This is a genomic window from Chthoniobacter sp. (assembly GCF_040003245.1).
GTDB lineage: Bacteria > Verrucomicrobiota > Verrucomicrobiia > Chthoniobacterales > Chthoniobacteraceae > Chthoniobacter.
The window spans coordinates 13,840-39,329 of sequence record NZ_JBDUCX010000025.1 but is presented as its reverse complement, the minus strand read 5'-3'; the positions used below and the strand labels follow the sequence as shown (position 1 = coordinate 39,329).

Annotated in this window: 20 protein-coding genes; 9 read left to right on the top strand and 11 right to left on the bottom strand. The window is 62.5% G+C overall.

Translation table 11 applies throughout. The features are described 5' to 3' along the window. Together ABJF10_RS05235 and mutL are read right to left on the bottom strand one after the other, a co-directional pair. Window positions 1-1,425: toll/interleukin-1 receptor domain-containing protein (locus ABJF10_RS05235; RefSeq protein ID WP_348543472.1), on the bottom strand; the 1,425-nt coding region annotated here is incomplete at its 3' end. Window positions 1,426-1,690: 265 nt separating this feature from the next. Next, window positions 1,691-3,478: a DNA mismatch repair endonuclease MutL gene (gene mutL, locus ABJF10_RS05230; RefSeq protein ID WP_348543471.1), complete on the bottom strand. Its 1,788-nt coding sequence runs from the start codon at window positions 3,476-3,478 to the stop codon at window positions 1,691-1,693. A gap of 105 nt (window positions 3,479-3,583) precedes the next feature. Here mutL and ABJF10_RS05225 point away from each other — a divergent pair, with 105 nt between their 5' ends. The 4 genes from ABJF10_RS05225 (at window position 3,584) to ABJF10_RS05210 (ending at window position 8,594) form a co-directional block, all read left to right on the top strand. Continuing rightward, window positions 3,584-3,931, top strand: a complete 348-nt coding sequence (locus ABJF10_RS05225) for an iron-sulfur cluster assembly accessory protein (RefSeq protein ID WP_348543470.1) — start codon at window positions 3,584-3,586, stop codon at window positions 3,929-3,931. 35 nt (window positions 3,932-3,966) lie between these two features. Then, a complete protein-coding gene (locus tag ABJF10_RS05220) occupies window positions 3,967-5,487 on the top strand; it encodes a hypothetical protein (RefSeq protein ID WP_348543469.1) in 1,521 nt (506 codons plus the stop codon). A gap of 106 nt (window positions 5,488-5,593) precedes the next feature. Beyond that, the gene (serA, locus tag ABJF10_RS05215) at window positions 5,594-7,186 is read left to right on the top strand and encodes a phosphoglycerate dehydrogenase (RefSeq protein WP_348543468.1); all 1,593 of its coding nucleotides are present in this window, start codon (window positions 5,594-5,596) and stop codon (window positions 7,184-7,186) included. A 4-nt stretch (window positions 7,187-7,190) separates the two neighbouring features. Further along, window positions 7,191-8,594, top strand: a complete 1,404-nt coding sequence (locus ABJF10_RS05210; protein WP_348543467.1) for a leucyl aminopeptidase — start codon at window positions 7,191-7,193, stop codon at window positions 8,592-8,594. 8 nt (window positions 8,595-8,602) lie between these two features. On the opposite strand, the gene ABJF10_RS05205 is transcribed toward ABJF10_RS05210, so the two are convergent. Then, complete coding sequence (locus ABJF10_RS05205) at window positions 8,603-9,391, bottom strand: methyltransferase (protein ID WP_348543466.1); 789 nt, start codon at window positions 9,389-9,391, stop codon at window positions 8,603-8,605. Window positions 9,392-9,579: 188 nt separating this feature from the next. On the opposite strand from ABJF10_RS05205, the gene ABJF10_RS05200 reads away from it, so the two are divergent. Both ABJF10_RS05200 and chrA read left to right on the top strand, forming a co-directional pair. Beyond that, window positions 9,580-9,873 carry a hypothetical protein gene (locus ABJF10_RS05200; protein WP_348543465.1) on the top strand — a complete coding sequence of 98 codons (294 nt, stop codon included), beginning with the start codon at window positions 9,580-9,582 and terminating at the stop codon, window positions 9,871-9,873. 75 nt (window positions 9,874-9,948) lie between these two features. Next, window positions 9,949-11,121: a chromate efflux transporter gene (chrA, locus tag ABJF10_RS05195; RefSeq protein ID WP_348543464.1), complete on the top strand. Its 1,173-nt coding sequence runs from the start codon at window positions 9,949-9,951 to the stop codon at window positions 11,119-11,121. A gap of 546 nt (window positions 11,122-11,667) precedes the next feature. On the opposite strand, the gene ABJF10_RS05190 is transcribed toward chrA, so the two are convergent. Beyond that, window positions 11,668-12,753 carry a DUF2252 family protein gene (locus tag ABJF10_RS05190; RefSeq protein WP_348543463.1) on the bottom strand — a complete coding sequence of 362 codons (1,086 nt, stop codon included), beginning with the start codon at window positions 12,751-12,753 and terminating at the stop codon, window positions 11,668-11,670. Window positions 12,754-12,771: 18 nt separating this feature from the next. Next, window positions 12,772-13,344: a hypothetical protein gene (locus ABJF10_RS05185; protein WP_348543462.1), complete on the bottom strand. Its 573-nt coding sequence runs from the start codon at window positions 13,342-13,344 to the stop codon at window positions 12,772-12,774. A gap of 132 nt (window positions 13,345-13,476) precedes the next feature. Between ABJF10_RS05185 and ABJF10_RS05180 the strand changes: the two genes are divergently transcribed. From ABJF10_RS05180 to ABJF10_RS05170, 3 genes are read left to right on the top strand one after another with little or no spacing between them, the layout of a single operon-like run. Continuing rightward, complete coding sequence (locus tag ABJF10_RS05180; protein ID WP_348543461.1) at window positions 13,477-14,736, top strand: PQQ-binding-like beta-propeller repeat protein; 1,260 nt, start codon at window positions 13,477-13,479, stop codon at window positions 14,734-14,736. Between the two features lie 18 nt (window positions 14,737-14,754). Continuing rightward, window positions 14,755-16,437 carry a PQQ-dependent sugar dehydrogenase gene (locus ABJF10_RS05175; protein ID WP_348543460.1) on the top strand — a complete coding sequence of 561 codons (1,683 nt, stop codon included), beginning with the start codon at window positions 14,755-14,757 and terminating at the stop codon, window positions 16,435-16,437. A gap of 12 nt (window positions 16,438-16,449) precedes the next feature. Then, complete coding sequence (locus ABJF10_RS05170; RefSeq protein ID WP_348543459.1) at window positions 16,450-16,863, top strand: hypothetical protein; 414 nt, start codon at window positions 16,450-16,452, stop codon at window positions 16,861-16,863. A 37-nt stretch (window positions 16,864-16,900) separates the two neighbouring features. Here ABJF10_RS05170 and ABJF10_RS05165 read toward each other — a convergent pair whose 3' ends face one another. The 6 genes from ABJF10_RS05165 to ABJF10_RS05140 form a co-directional block, all read right to left on the bottom strand. Further along, window positions 16,901-18,157, bottom strand: coding sequence for a response regulator (locus ABJF10_RS05165; protein WP_348543458.1), 1,257 nt, complete (start codon window positions 18,155-18,157; stop codon window positions 16,901-16,903). After that, window positions 18,141-19,382, bottom strand: a complete 1,242-nt coding sequence (locus tag ABJF10_RS05160; protein ID WP_348543457.1) for an outer membrane protein transport protein — start codon at window positions 19,380-19,382, stop codon at window positions 18,141-18,143. Before ABJF10_RS05160 ends, ABJF10_RS05165 begins: the two co-directional genes overlap by 17 nt. A gap of 67 nt (window positions 19,383-19,449) precedes the next feature. Further along, window positions 19,450-21,462, bottom strand: coding sequence for an ATP-binding protein (locus ABJF10_RS05155; protein ID WP_348543456.1), 2,013 nt, complete (start codon window positions 21,460-21,462; stop codon window positions 19,450-19,452). Next, on the bottom strand, window positions 21,462-23,657 hold the full coding sequence (locus ABJF10_RS05150; RefSeq protein WP_348543455.1) for an ATP-binding protein: 2,196 nt from the start codon (window positions 23,655-23,657) through the stop codon (window positions 21,462-21,464). Before ABJF10_RS05150 ends, ABJF10_RS05155 begins: the two co-directional genes overlap by 1 nt. Before the next feature lie 5 nt (window positions 23,658-23,662). Further along, window positions 23,663-24,928 (bottom strand): beta-ketoacyl-[acyl-carrier-protein] synthase family protein, encoded by a 1,266-nt coding sequence (locus ABJF10_RS05145; protein ID WP_348543454.1) that lies wholly within the window; start codon window positions 24,926-24,928, stop codon window positions 23,663-23,665. Then, window positions 24,910-25,479, bottom strand: coding sequence for an isoprenylcysteine carboxylmethyltransferase family protein (locus ABJF10_RS05140; RefSeq protein ID WP_348543453.1), 570 nt, complete (start codon window positions 25,477-25,479; stop codon window positions 24,910-24,912). Before ABJF10_RS05140 ends, ABJF10_RS05145 begins: the two co-directional genes overlap by 19 nt. Between the last annotated feature and the right edge of the window lie 11 nt (window positions 25,480-25,490).

Genomic DNA, 25,490 nt, shown 5'->3' with positions numbered 1-25,490 from the left:
GGTATCGGCGGCGGTGGGGGCGGCGAGCGTCACCGAGGAGCCTTGGTGGTGAAACGCGCCTTGGGGTAGGGGGGCCGGGGTGGAGGGCGGAGCGGGGGGCTTCAGCGGCTCGTCGTTGACGGTCGGGGGCGCGGGATGGAGCTTGGCCAGGCCGGTGGGTTCGGCGACGGAGGCTTGCAGCAGCTTCTGGTAGTAGAGGCGGACGATGTAGCCGTAGTATTTGCGGTCGACGATTTCTTCGGCGGTGGTGGGCGGCTTGGGGAGCTGGTATTCGATCTCGAGTTGCTCGGTGTCGGAGCCGTTCCAGTTGGCGGGGGGATTGAGCCAGTGCGACTTGATGTTGGCCGTGGTTTCCTCGATGCGTTTGCCATCCACGAGTTCGTAGAAGAGGACGTGCATGATGAGTTCATGGACGTCGATGCGGGCCTTGAGCCGCGCCTTGACGGGGATGTGCAGGAGGAAGTGCGCGGCGGATTTGCCGTCGAGCTGGTCTTCGCGGGTGATGGGCAGGAGGCCGAGCAGGGAGCCGCTGGCGATGCCCTCGACGGGCGCGGTGAGATCGGGCGAATTCTCCGCGCCCTTGGTGTCATCGCCGGGGCGGGTGAGGGTATGGGCGGCCTTGAGCTTGGCTTCCGCCAACGAAAAATACAGGCCGGCGCCCGTTCCCAGGTCATAGACTTTCTGCCAATGCTCGAGCGCCTGCTTGGGGAGTCCGGCGTTTTCGGAAGTGACGGCCAGTTCGACGAAGGGGACGGGGTTGTGATCGTCGAGCGTGGCGGCTTCCTGGAATTGGGTCATCGCGGTGGGGGCATCGCCGCCTTCGCGCAATTGGCGGCCTTTGCTCAAGAGCTCGCGGACGCGGGTGTCGCGATCGGTCTCTGCGGGGGATGGGGTGGCGGCGGGTGAAGTGGACGGGGCATCGCGCGGGGTGAGATCGGCGACGGGGGGCTGGGAGGCGGGCGTTTGCGGGTGCCACAGACTGGGCTGCAGGTTTACGAGCGGAATGGCGACGGCGGCGGCGAGCAAGGCGGCGCCGCAGACCCAGGCGGTGGTCTGTGCTCCGCGGTGCGCCTTCATGGCCATGAGGTCCTGCAGCGTCACATTGGGGTGCGCTTGCAGCGGCTCGGGCACGGGGGTGGCATCGAGCAGCACGGTGACGATCTCTTTTTCCGCGGCGATCGCGGATTGCCATTCGCCGGTCAACGATTCGGAGCGGAGGGCGTGCCGGCTCCAGAAGATGACGAACGTGGTGGCCTGGGCGAGGGCGGCGGCGAGGCGTTCGGGCCAGCGATTGCCGGGATCGACGCGGTTGAGATCCAGGAAGGCGTCCGGGTTCGCCGAGCGGAGCAGGGCGAGGAGGGGCTGGGCGAGGGCGCGGTCTTCGCGCGCATAGGTCGCAAAGAAACGCTGGTCCGAATGGGTCATGGGGTGCGGGAATCTCGCAAAAGGTGCGGGCGGATACAAGGGGAGGTCGGGGTGTTCATACCATCGGCGACACCAGGCTCCCGCGGCGGTAAAACTAGAAACTAGAGCCGAGGCTTGGCCAGACGCCTGTGGTGCTGTGGGGGCAAACCAGAAACCAGAAATCAAGATGCTTCCATTGGCTCCATGGGCTCTATCGTCTCCATTGGCTGGGTGGGCTCCATTGTCGAATTTGACCGATTAGTCGCAATTTATTGCCATTGTTTTTTCACACCTTGCGGCCGAACTTTTTCTCCAGCTCGCTGTAGCTCATCTGGATCATCGTGGGGCGTCCGTGCGGGCAGCAGTAGGGGAGGTCGCAGGCGAGGAGGTCCTGGATGAGGCGGACGAGTTCGGGCTCGCGGAGGAAGTCGTTGGCCTTGACGGCGTGACGGCAGACGGTCTTGGCGATCATGTCTTCGCCGAGGCGCAGCTTGCTGGTCTGCGCGCTGGTCTCGCGCAGGTCATCGATGATCTCGCGCAGTAGCTGGGCGGGTTCGCTGCCGCGCAGGAAGGTGGGCAGGCTGTCGATCTTGAAGGTGCCCGCGCCGAAGGGCTCGAGGCCGATGCCGGCTTGGTTGAGGACTTCGAGGTGGCGGGTGATCCAGTCGCCATCGCGCGGGCTCACTTGCAAGGTGAGTGGCAGGAGCAGGCGCTGCGTGGGCACGCCTTGCGACTCCATGCGCTTGAGCATCTCCTCGAAGAGGATGCGCTCGTGGGCGGCGTGCTGGTCGACGAGCACGAGCCCGCTGGCGTTTTCCATCAGGACGTAGAGCTTGCCGAGGACGCCGAGGATCTTGAAGTCGTTGGCGGGGGAGGGAGTGGATTCGAGTGCGGGCTCTGGTGCTTGCGGCGCGGGCTGCGGTTCGGTCTTCGGTGGTGGTGCGGGGAAGGTGCTCCAGTCGTGGCGGAGGGCGACTTGCTCGTGGATGGGAATGAGCGCGGGCGTCTCGGGAATGGGTGGAGCGGGGGAGGCGAATATCTCGGCAGGTGGCGTTGGGCGGAAGGTGGCGCTCCACTCGGCGCGGTCGGTCTCGAGCGTGCGGCGGGTCGCCTCGACGATGGCATCGCGGACTTCGGCAGAGTTGCGGAAACGGACTTCGCGCTTCGCCGGGTGCACGTTCACGTCCACCGCCGCGGGGTCCATGTCGATGAAGAGGAAGGTGACGGGGTGCTGCCCTTTCATCAACGCGGTGTGGTAGCCCTCGCGCAGGGCGAAGTTGAGCGTGCTGTTTTCCACGGCGCGGCCATTGAGGAAGACGAGCTGTTGCGCCCGCGAACTGCGGCTCACGCCCGCTTTGCCGAGGAAGCCGCGGATGCAAATATGGTCGGCGGTGAACTCGGGCACCTCGAGCAATTCGGCGGCCAGCGCCGCACCGCAGAGGTCGCGGATGCGCTCGCGGAGATGGTTGGTGGGCGGCAGTTGGTAGACCACGCGCTCGTCATTCACGAAGACGAAGCCGATCTCCGGATGACCGATCGCCTGCAGGTGAAGCTGGTGCTCGACGTGGCTCGACTCGGTGTTCTCCGTGCGCAGGAACTTGCGGCGCGCGGGGAGATTGTAGAAGAGCGAGCGCACTTCGATCTGCGTGCCGGGAGCGTCGCCGGAATCCTTCACGCTCTCGATCTTGCCGCCATTGACGATGACCTCCGTGCCGGCGAGCGCGCCCGCTTCGCGCGTCGCGAGCCGAAAGCGGGAGACGCTGGCGATGCTGGGCAGGGCTTCGCCGCGGAAACCGAGGGTGTGGATGGAGGCGAGATCTTCGCCTGTGCGAATCTTGCTGGTGGCGTGGCGCTCGAGGCAGAGCAGGGCGTCGTCGCGATCCATCCCGGAGCCGTCGTCGACCACCCGGATGGAGGAGATGCCCCCGCGGCGGATGAGCACTTCGATCTTGCGGGCACCGGCATCGATGGAGTTCTCGACCAGCTCCTTGACCACGCTGGCCGGGCGCTCCACGACCTCGCCCGCCGCCACCTGGCTGGCGACTTGTTCAGAGAGAAGAGCGATGCGGGACACGGGAGGGCTGTAGGGAAGGGAGGGGATTAAGAAGCCGAAAGTGAACGCCAGAGCCTGTCACTTGTCACTTTCCTCCTTCACAATCCACTGTTAACGTCCCTTCCGATGATTCTAGTCACTGAACCGGCAATCCGGCAGCTTCAGGTTATGTTGCGCGAGCAGGATGACCAAACCAAGGGTCTGCGCATTTACGTCGAGAACGGCGGCTGCGCGGGCTTGCAGTATGGCATGGGCTTCGATCATGCGCAGGTCGGCGACGAGGTGGTGGAGCGCGACGGAGTGAAGGTGATCGTGGCCGAACAGAGTAGGCATTTTCTCGATGGATCGACGATCGACTATAGCGACGACCTCGCCGGGGCGGGCTTCCGCATCCAGAATCCGAACGCCGCACGCAGTTGCGGTTGCGGCACCTCCTTCGAGCCCGCCGAAGCCGAAGCCAGCACTCACAATTGACTTTCTGAGGCGCCCGGCGCTTCCTCCGCTTTCCCATGGCCGACGATTTTTACGGATACGACGAAGCTGAAGCCGAGCCGAAAGGCCACGACAACCTCTTCCTTTGGACGATTTTCATCCTGCTCCTGATCGGGGCGGCGTTTGCCTGCTGGATGGGCAGCTTCTGGATCTTCGGCCATCCGGAAAAGCCCAAGGCCTATGAGATTCTCTTGAAGCTGAAGAAGCTGGACGCGCCGCTGCGGTTTGAGGTCACGGCGGCGCCGCCGGGGGAATTTCTCACGGCGTCGAAGCTCTTCGAGCGCTACGGGAAGTTCTCGCGGCTCGAGCTGGAAAACGAAAATGCGGAACTGCTGCGCAATTACATCCGCAACTACCGCGAGACCAAGAAGCTCGTGACGTATGTGACCGGGCGCTACGTGATCCTGGACTCTACCGAGTTGAAGCCCTCGGACATGTTCCCCTCGGGCATGGTGGCGCTGGCGCAAGCGGCGGAGTATCCGCAGGTGGTCATCGAGCACGTTTACACGACGCCCCCGCGCAATGTGCCGATCCTCCGGACGCTGTTGCAGACCGGTATGGATATGAAGCTGGAGCGCACGAACGACCTCTCGGCCGTGATCCATGTCGAAAGAATCCCCGACGGGCGCATGCAATTCACGGTGGTGCCGCTGCTCTATGGCACGTATGCGCTCAAGCAGGGCTCGGGCACGTTCAGCCTCGAGCCGCCGCTGAGCTTGAACATGGTGCCGGGTCTGCCGGTGATGAAAGGGCAGTTCCTTAAGGAAGGCTTGCAGAAATTCGCCAACTATCGCCGCGATCATCCGCTCACTCCCGGGGAGACCAATCCGGCGGATCCCAATGCCCAGACCAAGCCGGAAATCGTGCGGGTCGATGTCGTGGAGCCAGGCAAGACGACCCCCGAGACGGGGCCCCTCCCGCAACCCAACGTGGCGACACCCGTTCCCATCGCTGGCCAGCCCACGCCGAAGTACGTGGCGTCGGCCCAACCCACACCCCTCCGTGCCCCCACGCCGACACCGCGCCTGCTGGTGACGATGATTGCCACCCCGACCCCGAGGCCGACCGTGCAGGAATCTCCAGGAATTACGCCGCTGCCCGCGAGCGCGACGCCGTTGCCGCGGACGTCGCCCGACGGTGTGCCGCTGCAACCTTTCATCGCCGCCCAGCGCGATCCCAACATGAACAGCACAGGCGCGACCTGGCGCACCTATCCGCCGGGACAGGCACCGCCCGCGCGTGGCGTCTCGCTCGAGGAAGTGGGCACGCTCGCCGATCGCGGCGACGTCGGCGAGCGGCTCTATCTACGAGGCGAATTCCGCGTGACGGCCTCCGGCACCAGCCGGGCGGTCTTGCGTGATGCGACGCGCCCCGACGACCAATCGCCGCGTATCGTCGTCGAATATCCCGCCGGGGCGGTGCCCCCGCAGGAGAAGGACCGGTTCGTGCGCGATGCGGCGCGGCCCTATTTGATCAGTGATATCCGTCGCGGAGCGGACGGTGTGGTGACGATCTACGTCCGCGAAATCATCAAATAATCGGGCGTCAGCGCTCTTTCGTTCCTCGATCCGTTTTCCGTTAACGGGAATATTCATTTGCGCTTTCCGGTGCGGTGCCGAGAATTGCCGCTCTTTTTTCCAATCCATGTCCAAGCCCAAAGTACTCGTCGCCGATCCCATCGCCCAACGGGGCATTGATGAACTCGCCAATGGCGGTTCGCTCGATGTCACCGTCAAAATCGGCCTCAAGCCCGATGAACTCCTCGCCATCATCGGCGAATTCAACGCCCTCGTGGTGCGCAGTGAAACCAAGGCGAATGCCAAGGTCATCGAAGCTGCGCACAACCTGAAAGTCATCGGCCGCGCCGGCGTCGGGGTGGACAATGTGGATGTCGAAGCCGCGAGCAAGCGGGGCATCATCGTAATGAACACGCCCGGTGGAAACACCATCTCCACGGCGGAGCACGCGTTTTCGCTCATGGTCTCCACCGCGCGCAATATCCCGCAGGCCGATGCCAGTGTGAAGAGCGGCAAATGGGACCGCAAGACCTTCGTTGGCGTCGAACTCTACAACAAGACGCTCGCGATTCTGGGCATGGGCCGCATCGGTACCGAGATCGCCCGGCGCGCCATCGCCTTCGGCATGCGCGTGCTGGCCTACGATCCCTATCTCTCGGTGAGCCGCGCCCGCTCGCTCCAGGTGGAACTCGTCGAGAGCCTCGACCAGATCATTCCGCAGGCCGATTTCATCACGCTCCACATGCCACTCACGGCGGAGACGAAATACATGATCAACGCCGAGCGCCTGTCGAAGACGAAGAAAGGCGTGCGCATCGTCAATTGCGCGCGTGGCGGTCTCATCGACGAGGCGGCGCTGGTCGATGCCTTGAAGTCGAAGCAGGTCGCGGCCGCCGCACTCGATGTCTTCGAAACCGAGCCGCTGCCAGCGGATTCACCGCTGCGCGGTTTGCCCAATCTTATTCTCACGCCGCACCTCGGCGCCTCCACGGCGGAAGCGCAGGAAGGTGTCGGTATCGAAGTGGCGGAACAGATCCGTGCGGCGCTGCTCAGCGGCGAAATCCGCAATGCCGTGAACATGCCGAACATCGACGCCAAGACGCTGGCGATCATCGGCCCGCACATCGCGCTCGGCGAGAAGCTCGGCTATTTCCTCTCGCAGATCGCGGCGAAACGCGTCAACAGCCTGAACATCAATTATTCGGGCAAGATCAATGATGCGGACACCACGCCCATCACCCGCTCGATCCTGGCGGCCTTTCTCCGTGCGGCCGGCGGCGCCGAGGTCAATGTCGTCAATTGCCCGGCCTTCGCCGAGAACCTCGGCCTCAAGGTCACCGAGTCGCGCGAAAGCAGCCAGGGCGACTTTGCGGAACTCATCGAGCTCACCGCGACCGGCGAAAATGGCTGGGTCAGCGTGGCTGGCACGTTCTTTGGCGTCACGCCGCGCATCGTGAAGATCAATGGCCGTCACGTGGAAGCGAAGCCCGAAGGAGTCATCTTCCTGCTCGAGAATCGCGACCGCCCCGGCATCGTCGGCCACGTCGGCACGCTGCTCGGCAAGCACAAGGTGAACATCGCTGGCATGTCGCTGAGTCGCGATGAAGCCGGTGGCGAAGCGCTCACGGTGCTCAATCTCGATTCCGTGCCCGGCGAGGCGCTCATCAAGGACCTGACCGCCGAGGGCGACATTCACACCGCGCAAGTCGTCCAACTCTAGCCCCGTGAAAATCTCCGTCGGTCCCGAAGCTCCAGCCAGGCGCGCCATTACCGTCCGCTTCGTCCCCAAGGACGCACTGGGCAAGATCAAGCCGGCGGTCACTGAAACCGAATTTTCGGGCAAGGCGAACGCGCTTTTCTACGCCCGTCATGAGCGCGTGCTGCACGTGGGCCTGGGCGTGCGCGCGAAGCTCGACTCCGCAGTCTTTCGTTCCGCCGCGGGCGCCGCCACGGCCTTTCTCAAGAAGATCGGCGAGCATCATGTTGCCTTGCGACTGGACGAATGGCCGCAGTTCGCCGGCTCCGCTGTCGAAGGAGCTCTGCTCGCTGACTATCGATTCGAGCGCTTCAAGTCGAAGAAGACAGCGGGTCTGGCCAGTCTTTCCGTGCATGTGCTGGCGGCGGATGTCGCGGCGGCCAAGCGCACGGTGCGCCGGTATCAGGTCGTTGCGGAGGCGACCAATCTCGTCCGGGAAGTGGGTAATCTGCCCGGCAATCTCCTTTATCCCGAGACCCTCGCCGAGCAGGCGGAAAAGCTGGGCCGACGCTACGGGCTCAAGGTCACCGTCTTCGCCGAGAAGTTCCTGCGGGCGCGCAAATTCGGCGGCTTGCTCGCGGTGGGACAGGGCAGTGTGCGCCCGCCGCGGTTGATCGTGCTCGAGCATCGTGGCGGCCCGAAATCGCAGGCGCCGGTGGCTTTGGTGGGAAAGGCCATCACGTTCGATACCGGCGGCATTTCCATCAAGCCGGCCGCCAACATGGAAGAAATGATTTTCGACAAGTGCGGCGGCATCGCGGTGCTCGGGGCCATGGCGGCGCTCGCGGCGTTGGGTGTGAAGCGCAACGTGGTCGGCGTGATCGCCAGCGCGGAGAATATGCCCGGCGGCAACGCCTATCGACCTGGCGACATTGTCACGACGTATGACGGCAAGCATATCGAGATCGTCAATACCGACGCCGAGGGGCGCGTGGTGCTGGCGGATGCCATCGCCTACGCGAGGCGCGACCTCAATGCGGCAGCCATTGTGGATCTCGCGACGCTCACGGGCGCTTGCGGCGTGGCCCTGGGCGAATACGCGGCCGGTTTTTGGAGCAGCGAAGACAAGTTGCAGCAACGCGTTCTCAATGCGGCTGCTGCTGCTGGGGAAAATATCTGGCTCATGCCGCTCTTCGAGGAGTACGAGACGCAGATTCGGAGCGACGTCGCGCTGATCAAGAATTCCGGCGGGCGCCTCGGCGGAGCCTGCACGGCGGCGGCGTTTCTCAAGACTTTTGCCGAGGACACGCCGTGGGCGCATCTTGACATCGCTTATACCGGCCATCGGGAAAAGGACCGTTCGGACCTGGCCAGAGGAGCGACGGGCTTCGGCATTCGCACCCTCGTCGAACTCGTCGAGAACTGGAAGTGACGTAAAGGTTACGCCGCGATAGCGGGCTTCGAGCGGAAATGCGGAAAGAGAAACCCGGTCCGCCGCATGTAATCGCGATAAGCAGGGTCCGCCTCGGACAATCTTTCCTCCTCCAGGCGCGCCCTGGTCACCATGAGGTAAACGAAGCCCGCGCCGAGCAGCAGCATGGCGGGGGAAAAGGAAGAGAGCAGCAAACCGAGCAACTCGATCAGGTAACCGAGATACATCGGATGCCGGACGTAGGTATACGGCCCCTTGGTAACCACCCGCCGTACGGCCACGAGGATGGCGAACGAGCGCCCCAAATTGCAAAGTCCGCAGATGCTGATCACGTAGCCAATACTGCTGATGACGACCGCGGCAGCTGCCGCCGGGACGCGCCACTCGACCGGCATCAGATCCTCGCGCCATGAATCCGGCAGGCGATTCACCCCGCCGTAGAGGAATACGTAATAACTCATCGCCAGCGGCACGGTGATGTGCGTGAGATTGGTGGGCAGATGCTTGGGTGGCCGGTTCAGGAGCAAGGCAATTCCGGTGAGAACGAAGAGGATGGCCAGGAGCACATTCCTCGTTATCGATGCGCAAAAGAGTGGCCACGACATGGGAGGAAAGCCGGCGCGGACCATGCCGTGATATTCCACATAATTGGTGTGGATGGTGTGGATCTGCAGATAGATGAACCAGAGGTAGATCCAAGGGAGGATGTAACGCTCAATGGCAATCGCGGCGCGAGCGAAGCGTTCGGAGATAGGGGTGCCTTGTGGGGAGGGAGCGGGCGGGGCGCCGGAGGTCATGAAAAGATCTTTGAAGGAGTAAGGAGGGCAGCATGAGGGATGGAGGATGCTTGTCAGGTCTAAAGCAGGTAATACGTGAGGATACGGCTCAGTGGGCGTTTACGTTGGTGCCGTGTTGCGGCGAAGGTTCACGGAATGTTTACCGGAGCGTCAAGCGGCCGACACATGAACGGGGCAAAGTTCGGGACATGTTTCGAAATCACTATCGCCGCGGAGAGTGCCGGGATTGCGGGACGGAGTGTGTGTTGCGCCGCCGAGTGCCGCGTCATGAGCTTCACCTGGCGCTGACCATCGCCACGGTGGGTTTTTGGGGATTCTGCTGGATCATCACGGTGATTGCGGCGCGCTGGGAGCCGTGGCGTTGTACGGATTGCCGGCGTCCGCAGGCTGGCGATCCGGCAAGGGACGAAGCGCCGGAACAGTCCGCTACGGAAGCGGGGATCGGATCGAACTTCGGGTTGGTGCACGAGCACTCGGACTGAGAAGCGACCGCGGTGCGGGAGGCAGTAACGGCGCTTGTCTTTTCGAGGGAGGCGCTGTCGGAATGAGCATTTCCCATGAGCAGCGAAGTTTCCTCTCAGCAAGATCCCGCGTCGCGCGGGCGGCGCCTGTGGGAACTCGCGCGGCTTTTTCTCAAACTGGGCACCATCGGCTTTGGCGGACCGGCGGCGCATCTCGCGTTGATGGAAGCGGAATGTGTGCGGCGGCGGCGCTGGCTGACTCATGGCGAGTTTCTCGATATGGTCGGCGCGACGAATCTGATCCCGGGGCCGAACTCGACGGAACTGGCCATCCATATCGGACGGTTGCGCGCGGGAGGCCCGGGGTTGGTGGTGGCGGGGGCATGTTTCATCCTGCCGGCGATGTTACTCGTGATGGGTTGCGGCTGGCTGTATGTCACTTACGGACAGCTTCCGCAGGTCGGCGCACTGCTCTACGGCATGAAGCCGGCGATTATCGCCATCATCCTGCAAGCCCTCTGGGGGCTGGGAAAATCGGCGGTGAAGTCGGTGATGCTGGCGGTGGTGGGCAGCGCGGTGGTCGTGGGAAATGTCTGCGGGGTGGAGGAACTCGTCTTGCTGGCCAGCGCGGCGCTGGTGTCGCTGGCCTGGCGATGGAAAGGGACGTCGTCGCGGAATCTAACGCTGGCGCTCCCGATGACCCCGGCGGTGCTTGGAACCGCGGGGGTGGCGGTGCCGTTTGGTTTGTGGCCGATGTTTCTGTTCTTTTTGAAAGTCGGTGCAGTGCTCTTTGGCAGCGGATATGTGCTGCTGGCGTTCCTGCGCGCCGATTTGGTGGATCGCTGGCATTGGCTGAGCGAAGCGCAGTTGTTCGATGCCATTGCCGTCGGCCAGGTGACTCCCGGGCCGGTTTTCACGACGGCGACGTTCATCGGCTATCTGCTCGGTGGGGTTCCGGGATCGCTGGTGGCCACGGTGGGGATTTTCCTGCCGGCGTTTGTCTTCGTGGCGATCAGTGCCCCGCTCCTGTCACGGCTGCGCGCTTCACCGGCCGCCGGGGCATTCCTGGATGGCCTCAATGTGGCCTCGCTGGCGCTGATGGCCGTGGTCACGTGGCATCTGGGAAGAAGTGCCCTTGTCGATGGCTTGACGATCGCGATCGCTCTCGTCGCGGTGGCGCTGCTCCTGCGCTTTCGCGTGAATTCGATGTGGCTGTTGCTGGGTGGGGCGGTGGTGGGGTTGGTGCTGAGTGCCGGATCACGTGTTTGAGAAAATTTTTAGGCTTGAGAAGGCTTGATTTACCTTGATTTGGCTTGATGCGCTGGCATTCCGTATCCTTGGCGGCTAGGAACGCGGTCATGCGAAAAAAGGGAGGCACGATTAGGCACGATTACTCCGGATTGGCCGTTTCCGAGACCGGGCGGGTGGCTTCTTGCGTGGCGGACCGCGGCTGATGACGGAGGGTGGGGGCATCCGGGCGTTTTTCACCCGTTGGGGTGGAATCATCGAGATGGAGTTCATGCGCGCGATTATGGCATGACTCGGTAAAAAATGTGCATGGCTCCATTGGTTCCATTGGCTCCATTGCGGAAAATTTCACACTGCGCGTCTAAAACGAGGTCCCGGGAGCAATAAATTAACACTTCACTTCACGGTTTCATCCTGTTCCCGCGACTGCGGGACGAAGGGTCCCGTCGAACAACCAGCAGTATCTCTGGTAGAGCGACGGGGTTCTTCGACTGCGTTACACTCCGCTCAGAATGACATGCGAGGAGAGAGCTCCTTTTAGACAGTTTCCAAGTCTGTCACTTCGCTTCACGTCACTCCGCTGCGCTTTCGCCACGCTTTCCAATCCCGCAATGTTGCCGTGGTCATGATCTCGGTCGACTGGCGCAGCCACTTCGATTTGCGACGGCGCAGGTCCTGGAGGATGCGTGGAACCGCCGGGCGCTGGCCGAGGTGGATGTTGGCCAACTCGCGACCCATGCCCCAGAGCAGTTTTTCCTCTTCGCGAGAACGGGGCAAGGCGGCGAGTTCGATGCGGCTGCAATACGGCGACAGGCGGCGCAGAATCCAACTGTCCTGCAAGTCGAGAAAGGGATCCGCGGCGCGGACCGATCGGCGCAGGATATCAGCGTAGTAGATGTGCTTGTCGTGGGGCCGCAAGCCTGACCAGACGCAAGCGGAAGGCACGAGAGGCTTGGCTTCCCGGGCGATCTTTCCGCCACACCAGTCGGCCAGAGCGGTGTAACGTTCGCGGCCGAGGCTGCCGAGTCCGGCCTGCCGGTGGGCCACGCGGAAAGGGACGTCCTTGTTTGGGAGGGCGTTCCGGAGAAGCGTCAGGACTTTCGGCGGGACGCGCTTGATCGTCGACAGGGTCGTCAGCTTCTCCCAGTAGAGGGTTGGATCGCGGAGTCGGCTGGTGGCGATGTCGCGCAGCCAGCGATGTTGCTCCGAGAGAACGAAAGGGCCACCGCCCGTTTCGAGGCCGGTCGTGTATCCTTCGAGAATCACCGCGCAGGCCTTCGCGAGGGGGAGGATGAGGTTTTCTTGTTCGATGGCCAGCGAGGCGCTGGTCGCGAGACGGATCAGGTCGTTGGTGTAGGGAAGCGGCGCCGCTTCGTCGAAATCGTTGATGCCCCAGATCAAGCGGCCCTCGGCGTCGCGCCAGGTGCCGTAGTTCTCCACGTGCAGGTCGCCGACGCTCAACACCGCCGGGGCCTTGAAAGCTTCGGCGCAGAGCTCCGGGAGGAGCTGCATCCAGCGATAGAAGGTAGCGCGGAAAAAACTGAAGGCGTCCTCCGCCATGCGCTCGTGCTTCGCCGCGAGGTCAGCCCGGATGATCGGGATCTGCTGGCCCAGCCACGCCTCATACGCCCGGGTGGCTTCAACGATGGTCATCCCGGCGTTCGCTCCGCCCTATTTGAACGCCATCGGAAATTTCGTGCCCTTGGTGAGCCCTAACATCTCGTCGCGCTTGGCCGGGGTCGCCTTGCAAAAATTGGCGAGCGGCAGGCAATTCGTTTCGAAATCGATGAGCGTCTTGGACTCCGTATCCCGGAGGGCAAAGATATAATATTTGTAAGCTTCGCCTCCGACATTGGAATTGTCGCGATACCCGTCAAAAGACACGTCGGAGGGAGCGAAAGAAAGCGTCCGCCGGGCGCCAGTCGGCACCGCCGGCACAGGAAGCGTCTCGGTGCTGAGCACCTTGTAGGAATCCCGGTTCTCCACAAATTTGGCCCGGGTGTCGTAGCTAATGATGAGCATGACCGCTTCGCCGGCGGGAATGGGCAGCATGCCGCTCGCGCCCTCGAAGGTGAAGCGTGGCTGAATGTGCTGGGTCTTGTGATAGCTGTCGTTGCCCTTGGCCTTTTCCTGGACTCCGATCTGCACCTGCACACGGGTGGAGGGGAATTTGCCCACGGCGGGGAGGGCCACCTGCCCAAAAGCCGTCGCACCAAGAGCCAAAAGAAACACGATATAACGCATAGTGAACTGGGGTCAGAAGCCGCAACCTGTGGTGGCGGGAGTAGAGCGGGATGGGGAATGGGCGTCAATCATAAGACGCTGATCGGGCAAAAGGCTTGGATGGCCGGAAAGTTTGTGTCAGGGACTAGATGGATGAGAGCGCGTTCCCCATTTTCCGTCTATGCCGTGGCGTTGGCTATGTTCCTGCCCGGTGCAGGTCGGGCCGGTGAGAGCTGGCCCCAGTTTCGCGGGCTGGCGGCGGGGCATACCGAGGTGAAGGATCTGCCGCTGACGTGGAGCGAGACCGAGCATGTGAAATGGAAGACGCCCTTGCCGGGCGTGGGTTGGTCCTCGCCGGTCGTGGCGAACGGGCAAATCTGGATGACCACGGCGCTGGAAGACGGCGTCTCGCTCCATGCGCTGTGCTGCGACCTGGCGACCGGCAAATTGCTGATCGATGTCGAGGTTTTCAAGAATGCGGTCGTGCCGCCCAAACACGCGCGCAACTCCTACGCGTCGCCCACGCCGATCATCGATGGCGACCGGGTCTATGTGAATTTCGGTTCCATGGGCACGGCGTGTCTCTCGGCCAAGGACGGGCACAAGCTGTGGGAGAATCGCGAATACCAAGTCGATCATCAAAACGGTCCCGGTGGTTCGCCGGCGCTGTTTCAAGACAAGCTGCTGATCGCCTTCGACGGGCGTGACCAGCAGTTCGAGATCGCGCTGAACAAAATGACCGGCCAGCTCGCCTGGAAGACGGAGCGCTCCGGCATTGCCAAGCTGCAGGCGAAACCGGAGGACATGCGCAAATCGTACCCGACGCCGGTGATCTTTCAGATCGATGGTCAGGCGCAAACGCTGAGCACGGGCGCCGAGCGGCTCTATTCGTACGATCCGAACACCGGTCGCGAATTGTGGTCGGTGGACTATCCCGGTTTCTCGAACGTGCCCTTGCCGGTCACCGATGGCCGCATGCTTTTCGTCTGCACCGGTTTCATGAAACCGGAGATCTGGGGCATCCGTGTCGGGGGCGCTCAGGGCGATGCGACGGCCTCGCATGTAATATGGCGCCAGCACACCGCCGTGCCGGATCAATCCACCCCGGTGGTCATCGGCTCGCGACTCTACATGGTGAGCAGCAGCGGCATCGCTTCCTGCCTCAACACGGCCACGGGGGAGACGTTGTGGAAGGAGCGGATCAGCAGTGATATTGCGGCGTCGCCCCTCGCCGCCGAAGGGCGCATCTATTTCTGTGACGCGCGTGGCCAGACGACGGTCATCGCGCCGGCGGATCATTTCCAGGTGCTGGCGCAGAATCCCCTGGCCGATGGTTGCATGGCTTCACCTGCGGTGGTCGGCAAGGCGCTGATCCTGCGCACCAAAACGAGTCTGTATCGTATCGAGAACTGAGGGGCTATGGGCGTGAACATGAGGATCTTCGCAATGACACCCGCCGCGCCTGTCCGCCTGGCCGGTCTGTTGTTTGCCGCGCTGCTCGCTTCGGCCGATGCCGCCCCACCGGCCGAGCAGATGGCCCGCGGGGAAAAGACTTTCACGGAAAAGTGCGCCATGTGTCATCAACCGAGCGGGCTGGGAACTCCGCCGGTCTACCCGCCGCTGGCGCGCAGCGAGTGGCTCACCACGAACCGCGAAGGCGCGGTGAAGGCGCTGGCCGAGGGGCTTTCCGGCCCGGTGGATGTGGCCGGGAAGCACTTCGATAACCTGATGCCCGCCCAAATCCTCGACGACCAGCAGGTCGCGGATGTGCTGACCTTTGCCGGTAATTCGTGGGGCAACACGAGCCCGATTTTCACCGCGGAGGAAGTGGGGGCGGGCCGGAGCAAGTCGAAGTTTCCGACGTACGACAAGCTGCTGGCGTCCGCGGCCTACCGTGCGCTGCCGGCGGCGCCGGTGGGGTTTGCCTTGCGGGAAGTGGCAAAGTCGCCGGAGTTTCTCACGCGGCTGGCGGTGGATCCGGTGCATAAGACGGTTTACGCACTGGCCGAGAAGGGGAGTGTGTATGTGCTCGACCTCGCGGTCGGCGCGTTCGTGCAAATCATCAAGGCCGGCGACTACCTGGAACTGAGCGAAGGCGACACGGTCACGATGGGGATGACGGTCGACGCGCAGGGGAGGCTCTGGGTGGTGAGCAACCAGAAGCGCACGCAGACCGTGCCGCACCAGAACGAAGTCGTTATTTGGCGTTCGAGCGAGACCGTCGATGGGCATCCGGCGAAGATGCAGCCTTGGTTTCGCACGCATTACCCGTACGGCGTGGGCCCTTACAACCACGGCGTAAGCCACCTCGCCTTCGGGCCGGATGGAATGCTCTACGTGAACAGCGGTTCGCGCACCGACGGTGGCGAACCGGGCAATGATCCGCAGCGTTCGCAAGGCGGGGAAGTGGAGATCACGGCGTGTATCTGGCGTTTTGATCCGCGGGCGGAACAGCCGAAGATCGAGGTTTACGCGCGCGGGATTCGCAATGCCTATGGCTTTGCCTGGGACGACGCGGGCGACCTCTTCACCTTTGCCAATGGGCCGGATTACAACGCACCGGAGGAAATGGATTTCGTCCAGCAAGGCCGGCACTACGGCTTTCCGTTTCAATTTGCCAACTGGCCCGTGACGCCGGGATTTCCCTATGCCTACACGCCGCCGCCGCCACCGGGTGTGGAATTCACTCCGCCGGTGATCAATCTCGGCCCCGCCGGCGGTGGCTCGGCGAAGGGGCTTTCGACCTTCGATGCGCACTCCTCGCCGGGCGGCGCGATCTGGTGCGGCGGTGATTTTCCCGCGGTGCTGCGCGGGTGCTTCCTGGTGCCGCGCTTCGGCAATCTGCTCGGCCCGCCCGCGGCGCCCGAGGATGTCGGCTTTGACCTGCTCGCGGTGCGCGTGGACAAGAGCGCGGGCAGCCGCCTCACGGCGAAAGTGGAAACGTTGCTCGCGCCGCTGGCCCGTCCATTGGATGTGCTCTCGATCGGGCGGGGGCGGATCCTCATTCTCGAGTATACGCGGCCGATCGACTTCAAGAGCAAGACCGGCTGGCTGCCGGGGCGAGTCCTGGAACTGGCCCCGATCGAACCGGCACGGGAGACGAAAGGCGGATGATTTAAGATGGACATGCCTCACGCCAGAAAGAGAAAACTCCACGCCAGAATCTGGCTGGGAGTGGTTTTCCTGCTCCTCACCGGAGCGCACTATTTCTTATACCGTTTCAGCGTCGATCGACTGAATAACTACCCCATTTCCCAAGGCTTGATGGCGGGCAGCGTGCTTTGGACGACCGTGCTGCTCGGTGCGATGTGGCTGCGCTACGCCTGGTCGCGTTACATCATGATCGCCACGATTTGCGTGGCGATGATCGGCTTCAGCGTCGTGGCGTTGCTGGTCAGGAGCGAATCGGTCAATGCCTTGCCGCACTTGATGCGGTATGTAGCCGGCGGCCTGCTCTTCTACGCGTTCGCCTTGATCCCGTTGAGCGCCACGAGCTCGTTGCGGCATTATCTGGGCCCGCGCACGGCGGGGGAGCGGTGAACCAGGTTCCCGCGGAACGCCGGGTGGGTTGACCGGATCAGCTCAGCGTCTGCAGGCAGACGGTGAACTTGGCTCCGGCGCCGGGAGCGGACTGGATGAGGATCGCGCCCTTGGCCTCGCGGACGAGGCGCTTGACGATCGAGAGGCCGAGGCCGGTGCCGTGCTCGGGCGGCTTGGTGGTGAAGCGCTGCTCGAACATCCGCGCGAGAATGTCGCCCGGAATGCCAGGACCGTCGTCCTCGATGGTGATGGTGAGGATGGGCGTGCGGTTGGCGAAGCCCTCCCGATTGACCATGCGCTGCGTCGGGCTGTCCGGAAATTTCCGGACATCGATCGGATTGGGGTGCAACTGGCTGGTCACCGTGACCCGGTGCGGATGCGAGGTGCTCTGGAGCGCATTGATCGTGAGATTGAGCAGGACTTGCAGGAAATCGGTGCCGTTGATCTCGGCAATCACGTCGCGTTCGAGGTGGTTGACGGTGAGTTGATGACCCTTGGAAGTGGGGTGGCGGGCGAGCAATTCCTTCAGATCGCTCATGATCTGGTTCACGCCGACCTGCGATTTCTCGACCGTCTGGTTGTGCAGGAAGCTGAGGTAGCGGCGGGAGATTTCAAAGCAGCGGCCGACCTGGCCGTTGAGCTTGTTTAGATCGTCGCGCAAGCTCTCGAGCTGCTGGCCTTCCACGCGTGCCGTGTTTTGCATCGAGCGATTGATGAGCTCGACGAAGCCGGAGATGACGGTGAGCGGGCTGTTGATGTCGTGCAGCACGCTGGCGTAGATCTCGCCTTGGGTGCGGACCAGTTCCTCGCGCACTCGCTGGTCCTGGATCACGCGCTGGAGTTCCTGCAACTGCTGGTTGCCCTGGCGGAATTCCACCGCGGTGCGGTGCTTCTGCGCGGCGTGGGCCACGGCGGCCCGCATCGTGGGAATATCGAAAGGCTTGTTGAGGTAATCGCTCGCGCCGTGGCGCAGGGCCTGGCGCGCGGTCTCGATCGTCTCGAACGCCGTGAGCATGATGACTTCGACGACGGGATCGATCTGCTTGAGTTCCTTGAGCACCTCCACGCCGGACATGCCGAGCATCATGATGTCGCACACGACCACACTGATCGGGTTCGACCGGGCGAGCATGATGGCCTCGAGTCCGTCGGAGGCGACCAGCACATGGTAGTCGTTCTTGAAGACGATACGCAGGGACTGTCGAGGACCTTCTTCGTCGTCGACGATCAGAAGTGTCGGCTTGCTGGGTGTCGCAGGGCCGGGTGTGGGCGGAGGCTCAGAAGTTGTATCCAAGCGAGAGGGTAACGGCGTGGCTGTCAAAGCGGTAGGCACCATCGGCGATGCTGCCCTGGTCGATGGTGCGTGCGGGACCATAGGTGTATTGGTAGGCGAGATTCCAGTTAAAGTGATCGTAGCTCTGGCCAAAGCCCGCACTGAAGATGTGGCGGTCGGAATCGGGAATGGCAGGACTGAAAACTTCGTTGGGCACGGAATTCTTGCTGTAAACATAGCCTACGCTGGCGCGAAAGTTGTGCGCAAACTTCTTCGTCACGCCGAATTCATACATGAAGCTGGAGCGCCAGTTAAATGGGATGTCGATGGTACTCGTGGTTTGATGCAGGTGGACGGTGTTGAGCGTGCCCCAGTCGGCCCAGTCGAGGTCGAATTCGAAGTTCCAGTCGTCGGTCGGCCGGAAGGAGTAGCCGGCGGTGATGGTCTGGGGCAGGTCGAAGGTGGCGTCGGCATCCTGCCGGGTGTGGATGCCGGCGACCGGGAACTTACCGAAGGGTGTGGCTACGGAGAAGGGGTCGGTATTCACATAGGTGTGGCCGCTATAGGTCACCCGCGTCGCGCTGCGATAAGTGAGGCCGAAATGATGCATGCGATGCGGATCCCACATGATGCCCGCATTGAAGCCGGTGGTGAAGCCATCGCCTTGAAACTTAAACTCGTCGCCGGGAGCGAGCACTCCTTGCTCGAGATCGGCCTTGCTATAGTTCACCGTGACACCACCGGCGACGGAGAGGGTGTCGCAAATCTTCCAGGCGATCACGGGATTGACGGTCGAGTATTGAATGCTGCCCTTGTGCGCCAGGGTGCGAAGGGGAGTGTCGTCGGGATATTCCAGGGCAAAGCCGAAGGGGGCGTAGACGCCCAGCCCGAGAGTGATGGGCGCATTTTTGAGTTTCCAGGTGGCGTAGAATTGGGGCACCGACTGGAGCTGAGTATTTTTGCTGGAGAAGCTGCTGTTCTCGCCGGGGGTATCGAGCGAAACGCGGGTCTTCAAGGAAATCGCGTAGGCTCCGAGCAGGACGCGGGTGCCGTCCAACTGGCTGATGCCAGCCGGGTTGTAGTAAATGGCGGAGGGGTCATCGGCGGTCGCCGCGAAGGCGTCGCCCCGGGCGGTGGCGGCGGCGCCTTGGTCAGGAATGCGAAAGCCGAGCCCAAAGCTGGTGGCATTCAAGGCAGTCAGGACGAACAGATACGCGAAATTACGGGGGGTAAGGGCGGATTTCATCGCGTCGGTGAGAGAGCAAATTAGGTGCCTTCGGCGGGTTGAATTTGGCAAAAGCGATTATTTCCAGTTAGTTCGGAAGCGGTAGAGAGATCCGGACAACACCGGGTTCGCCCTTTTGCGGGAGCGGTATCTCAATCTTGCCGTGGTGACTCTCAATTATTTTGCGGGACACTGTCAATCCTAGTCCGAGGCCAACATTCCGGGTGGAGAAGAAGGGTTCCGGGGCCCGCTGTGCCGCCTCGAGCTCGAAACCGCTGCCGGAATCGCGCACCTCGACTCGCAGTTCGGGTGAGCCGTCGGGATTCTCGGAGAGATGGACGGCGACATTCGGGTCCTCGGGATTGGCCTGCAGAGCATTGAGGATGATCTCGGAAAAGGCGTGTCGCAGGGCTTTGTGGTCGCCGGTGACGGTCCAGGGCGAGATGTCCTTGTTGAATTGTAACTGGGCGAGCTTTTTGCCCGGGTGAAAAGTGTGGGCCTCGTGGAAGGCCTCGACGATGAGATCGGCGATTTGCACGGACTCGCGGAACTCGCCCTTCCATTCGCGGGCGAGGAAGACCATTTGGTTGGAGAGCCGGGAGATGCGTTTGACGCCCGCGGCCAGGACGGAGGAAAGAGATTCCTGGAATTCCGGGTCGCTGATCGATTCCTTGAGCAACTGCTGATGAGTGGAGAGGGGCACCAAGGAGTTGCCGATCTCGTGCGCGAGGTGCTCGGCCATGGATTTTACGAGGCGGAGATTCGAGGCCTCGATTTCCAGGCGTTGTGCGCGCTCGTGCTCCGTAACGTCCTCGATGATGAGGAGCGCGGCGTTGGACCCAGTGGCGCTGGCGGTGCGGAAGGGCAGGATGCTCACGCGGAAAGCCTTGCCCGGCGCATTCGGCAGCTTGTCGTAACGGAAAGGCGGCACGTTGCCGCCGGATTTGATGACGGTGAAGATGCGGCTGCCGAGTTCCTGCGGCAGGTCGGAGAATTCGAGCCGGCCTTTGCCCTGGTTTTCGGTGAGGAAGTATTCGCAGGCGGCAATATTGGCGTGGAGCGTATTGAGATTGCCCCCGATGACGACGCAGCCGCTGCCGAGCTGGCCGAGAATATCCGCCACCATATCGTGGTTGCCGACCAATTGATCGTGGAGCCAGGTGTTGCGGATGGCGAGGCCCACTTCCTCGAGCATGTGGAAAATGAGCGCGAGTTCCTCGTTGGCGTAGGGTTCGCCGGTCAGGCGCTCATCAAATACGACCACGCCGAGCAGCGATTCGCGATCGAGAATCGGAATGGCGACCTGGGCGCCGAGCAGTTGGAATTCCTTGGAAATTTCGCGGCTGTTTTGCGCTTCGTGGCTGCCTGCGCGGAGGATGCGGCCCTGACGGTGCAGATAGCCGCCAATGCCCGCGCCGAGTGACAAGGCAAAGTGCTGGAGGACGCTTTGATCGTGCCCGATGGCGCAGGCGGAACGCAGCCAGCGATCATCCTGGGCCAGCGGACCGTCGCCGAGCACGCCGGAGGGCTTGCGCAGGAAAATGACGGCGCGATTGACCCCGATGATCTCGCGGAGCAGGAGGAGGAATTGCTTGAGCAGCGCGGAGGCATCCAGGCTGTGGGCGAGCACCCCGGAGAAACGGCGCAAGCCTTCGAGTGCGCGCAGGGGATCGACATAGGGGCGCAGCGCCACCGTCTCGATGGCCGTGGGACTGGCCGGGACGAGCGCCTTGCCCGGCTCGTGGTTCGGAAAGAGGCGGTCGAGGAGGGTGTTGAGGAGCCGGCCCCGGACCGGCTTGGTGAGGATGTGCTCCACGCCGAGCAGATAGGCGTCTTCCTCCCACTCCCATTGTTTCTCCCCCGAGTAGATCAAAATCGGGCAACCGGGAGCGAACGTCCTCAACTCCTCAATGAGGCGAATGGCCCGCGCGTCGGTCAGCTCCGCGTCCAGGATCGTGGCGTCGATGGCACCGCGGGAGAGGAGGAATTCGGCCTCGGGGATTGCTTCCTTGGTGATCACTTGAAACTTCACCGGGTCGAGCACCGTCTGCACGGCGTGCGCGAGTGAAAGCTGCCGGGTGATGACGAGGAGCGTGCGCATCAGGCAGGGACCTGCAAGGCCACGGGTGAGGTCGCTTTCGCCTGCCGGCTCGGCAGATCGAATTGGACGGTGGTGCCCTTTTTGGGCTGGCTGGAGATGGAAAGCTGGCCGCCGTGCAAGTGCACGATCTTGCGGCAAATCGCCAGCCCGAGACCGAAGCCGCGATTCTCGTCGCCGCGGTTCTTGGTCGTGAAATAAGGGGTGAGGATGCGCGTGAGGTTTTCCTTGGGGATGCCTTCGCCCTGGTCGATCACCCGCACGCGCCACCACTCGCGACTGGCGTCGGCCTTGGCCAGGCGCTCGAGTTGCACGCGCACCTGGGAGCCTGCCGGGGAGGCATCGATGGAATTGGTGATGAGATTGGCGATCAACCGCTGGATGAGCACCTCATCCATCTCCACGAGGGCTTCGCCCGGTGTATCGGCGATGATTTCGAGCGTCTTCTTGCGGCTGGCCTTGGCGAGATCGGCCGCCTGGTGGACCACCAGATCCAGCCGGCCCAGTTGCAAGTCGGGTCGCAGATTCTCGGAGAAGAAGAGCGCCTCCTTGATGTAGGCGCGCATGGTGGACACGTTGCGCAATGCGACCGGGAGCAACTCCTCATCCAGCGGTTCGCTATTGCCCGTCTCGCTGCTCAACTGGAGGAGGGTCCAGACCGGGGTGAGCAAGTTATTCAAATCGTGGGCCATGCCGCGCGACATCTTGCCCAGCAGATCCAGCTCGGTCGCTTGCTGCACCTGGGTTTTCAGGCGGATCTGGTTCACGATCAAGCTGAGGCTCTTGACCAGGGTGATGAGGAGGCCGACGTCGTTGGAGGTGAACTGTTCGCTCGTCTTGTTGCCGATGAGCAACAGTCCGAAGATCTCGCCTTCCGAGGCCAGGGGGAAACAGAAGCGCGCCTCCATGGAGGACAACTCCGCCCGGGCTTGTTGGACGAGCGGTGTGCTGCGCGAATAGAGATCGTTTTCCTCGAGCGGCAGATACTCGCGCTTGGCCCACTCAAAGTAGCGAAAGACGGCGGACTGGGCCCGCAAGTCGGGGAAGATTCTTGGTCCTTGTGAGGGCTGGGAACGGGCCAGTTCGAAGAGCTGGTTCATTTCGTTCCGCAGGATGAGGTGGTAGCTCTTGAGTTGGAAGACTCGTGTGAGCAATTCGTGCAGATCGTTAAAGAGCGTCGTGAGATCGTTGTACCAGGTAATCGTCTCGATGAACTTCCGCACCTGGTCCTGATACTCGAAGGTGTCCCCAAGGATGTGGCGCTCGACCACTTCGCTGCTTTCGCCAAAGAGTCGCGGGAAAAGCACGGACGCACACACAGCGCCAATCATCAGCGTGGCGAGGCCCGCGAAAAAAGAGTAGAAGGTGAATTCATCCCGCTGGATGAGCCAGAAGACGAGCAGGGAGCACAGGCCGGTGAGGAAGATGAAGAGCACGCGGACCGCCTTGGCCGTGCTGCGGTTGAGGGTCACGCGGACGTCCAGCAATTGATACTGCAGCACGCTGTAACCAACGATCACCCCGTAGAAGATCGCCGCCATGCTGCCAAACGGATAGATCGGCTCATCGCTGTACGGATAATAGTAGATGCCGAGGATCGGCAGCGCGTCGTTGCAGCCGAAACAGGCGATGGCTGCCTGGGCGATGATCAACGGAGTGATGCGCCGTTTGCCCAGCGGTGGCAGGGTCCGGCGGTGCCATAAGAGCACGGCGACGGAAACCCACATCAATGAAAAGACGCCGACGAAAATCCAAAAGCCCGTCCCCGCGATGGAGTACCACGCGTAGCCCACGTTTCTGACCCCCGCCAGGAAGTAGGGCTGTCCCGGGAGAGCCGGGGGGCGAAAGCTCGTTTCGATGTCCAGGAAGTTGCTCAGAAAGAGCAGCGAGTGAAAGCCGTAGACGAACCAGAGGACCGCTTTCGGAATGCGAATTCCCGAGACGAGAAAAGAAAGATGAAAGAGGGCGAAGGGGATAAAGATGACCCCGAACTGGAGAAACCGCGCCCAGAACAGCGCGTCCGTCGCGTTGGTCACGCGAAACATCCAGAACGTGCCGAAGTTCCAGACGGCAAATCCGATCCCGAGCAAAAAATAGACGCGCGAGACGGCGGCGCGCGGGTTCTGGAGAAAGACGAAGATCGCCAGCGAGAGGTTGAGCAGCGCGCCGATGAGTGGGATCAGTTCTCCGAAACGCATCTCAGTCAGGGGAAGCGGCTCAACGCCAGGCACGAGTTCTTGCCGCCAAAGCCGCTGCTCAGGTTGAGGGCCACGCGAATCGGGTACGGGCGGGACCGCCCCCGCACGTAATCGAGATCGCACCCCTCACCGGGTTCGTTGAAATTGAGCGTCAGGGGTATCTCCTGATGGTACAAAGCAAGGGCGCACACGATGGTCTCCAGAGCACCAGCCGCGCCCAGCAGGTGCCCGGTGATCGGTTTCGTCGAACTCACCGCCAAACGGTAGGCCTGCGGCCCGAAAAAGCGCTTGATCGCTTTCGTCTCCACGATGTCGTTCGCCTCGGTAGCCGTGCCGTGGGCGTTGATGTAATCGACCTGCTCGATGTCGAGCTGCGCCTGGCGCACGGCCTTTTGGATGGCGCGAAAATAGCCGAGGCCGTCCGGATGCGGCGCCACGGGATGGTAGGCTTCGCAGCTCCGGCCGTGGCCGAGAATTTCCGCATAGATCCGCGCGCCCCGGCTGAGCGCATAGGAAAGCTCTTCGAGCACGAGGTAAGCCGAGCCTTCGCCCAGGAGGATGCCGTCGCGGGTCTTGTCGAAAGGGCGCATCGCGCCCTGCGGTTGGTCGTTGCGCCGGCTCATGACCTGGTTCAGGCAAAGCCCTCCCCAAGTGTGCGGCACGATGGGCGCTTCCGCCCCGCCTGCGACCATCACGTCCACTTCCTCATGGCGAATCATGCTCACCGCATATCCGATCGCGTCGTTACCGGAAGCACTGCTCGAGCTCAGCGTGATGGAATGCCCGCGCACGCCCAGTTCCTTGGCCACTTCTCCCGAGCCTGCCCCGCTGTAGCCGTTGATCAAGGCGAACGGACCCACACCCTTGTAGCCGCGCTTGTGGAATCCTTCCTCCGCTTTCACCGCTCCTTCATTGCCGCTCATGGAGGAGCCTTCCACGATGCCTACGCGATCGGCATCGACCTTGTTGAAATCGATCCCCGCATCCTGCTGGGCCAGCCGCGCCGCCGCCACTCCGTAGCGATGCGAGTAGTCGAGCCGGCGGGCCATCTTGGAATCCATGTATTCCCCGGGATCGAAGTCGTCGATCTGGGCGGCGAACGTCGTGGGGGAAGTCCCTGCGGGAAAACGCGTCATCAGCTTTCCGCCGCTGATGCCGTGGCGGACGCAGTTCCAGAATTTGTCCAGCCTCTGCGCGACCGAAGTGACCACGCCCATGCCGGTAATAACGATGCGGCGGCGGCTCGGATCGCTTATTTCGCGCTGGGCCATTTGTAGGGAATCAGCATCGGCACCCTGCGCTGATATTCACGGTACGTGTCGCCAAATTTTTCCACCAGCGCGGGTTCCTCCAGCCGCAGCCGCAGGACAAGCGCCGGGAGGAAGACGATGGGAATGATGAGCAACATCCACCAGGCGCTGCAGATCAGGCCAAACGAGGCCAGCTCGAGGATCATCGAAAAATAAGTGGGGTGCCGCAGGAAGCGGAACGGCCCGCTTTGCACGAACTCGTGGTTCTCGCGAATCTCCACGTGTAAGCTCCAGAATTTGCCGAGCGCGGCAATCGCTGCCCAGCGCAGCTTGAACGAGACGATCGCGCAAAGAATTCCGGCGGCCAGCGCGGCGTAGGAGTACGTGAAACGGTTGATGATGACGAATTCCGCGACCGAACCGACCGTCATGACCGTGCCGATGAGCAGGAAGAGGCGCAGCGTGAGGTTCTCCTGTACTTTGCCGGCCACCGTGGCCCGCTTGCGGTTCACCTCGGCAATGCGCACGACATACACGATTGCGATGACGAGAAGAGGTAAATAGGAAAGCATACGTGGGATCA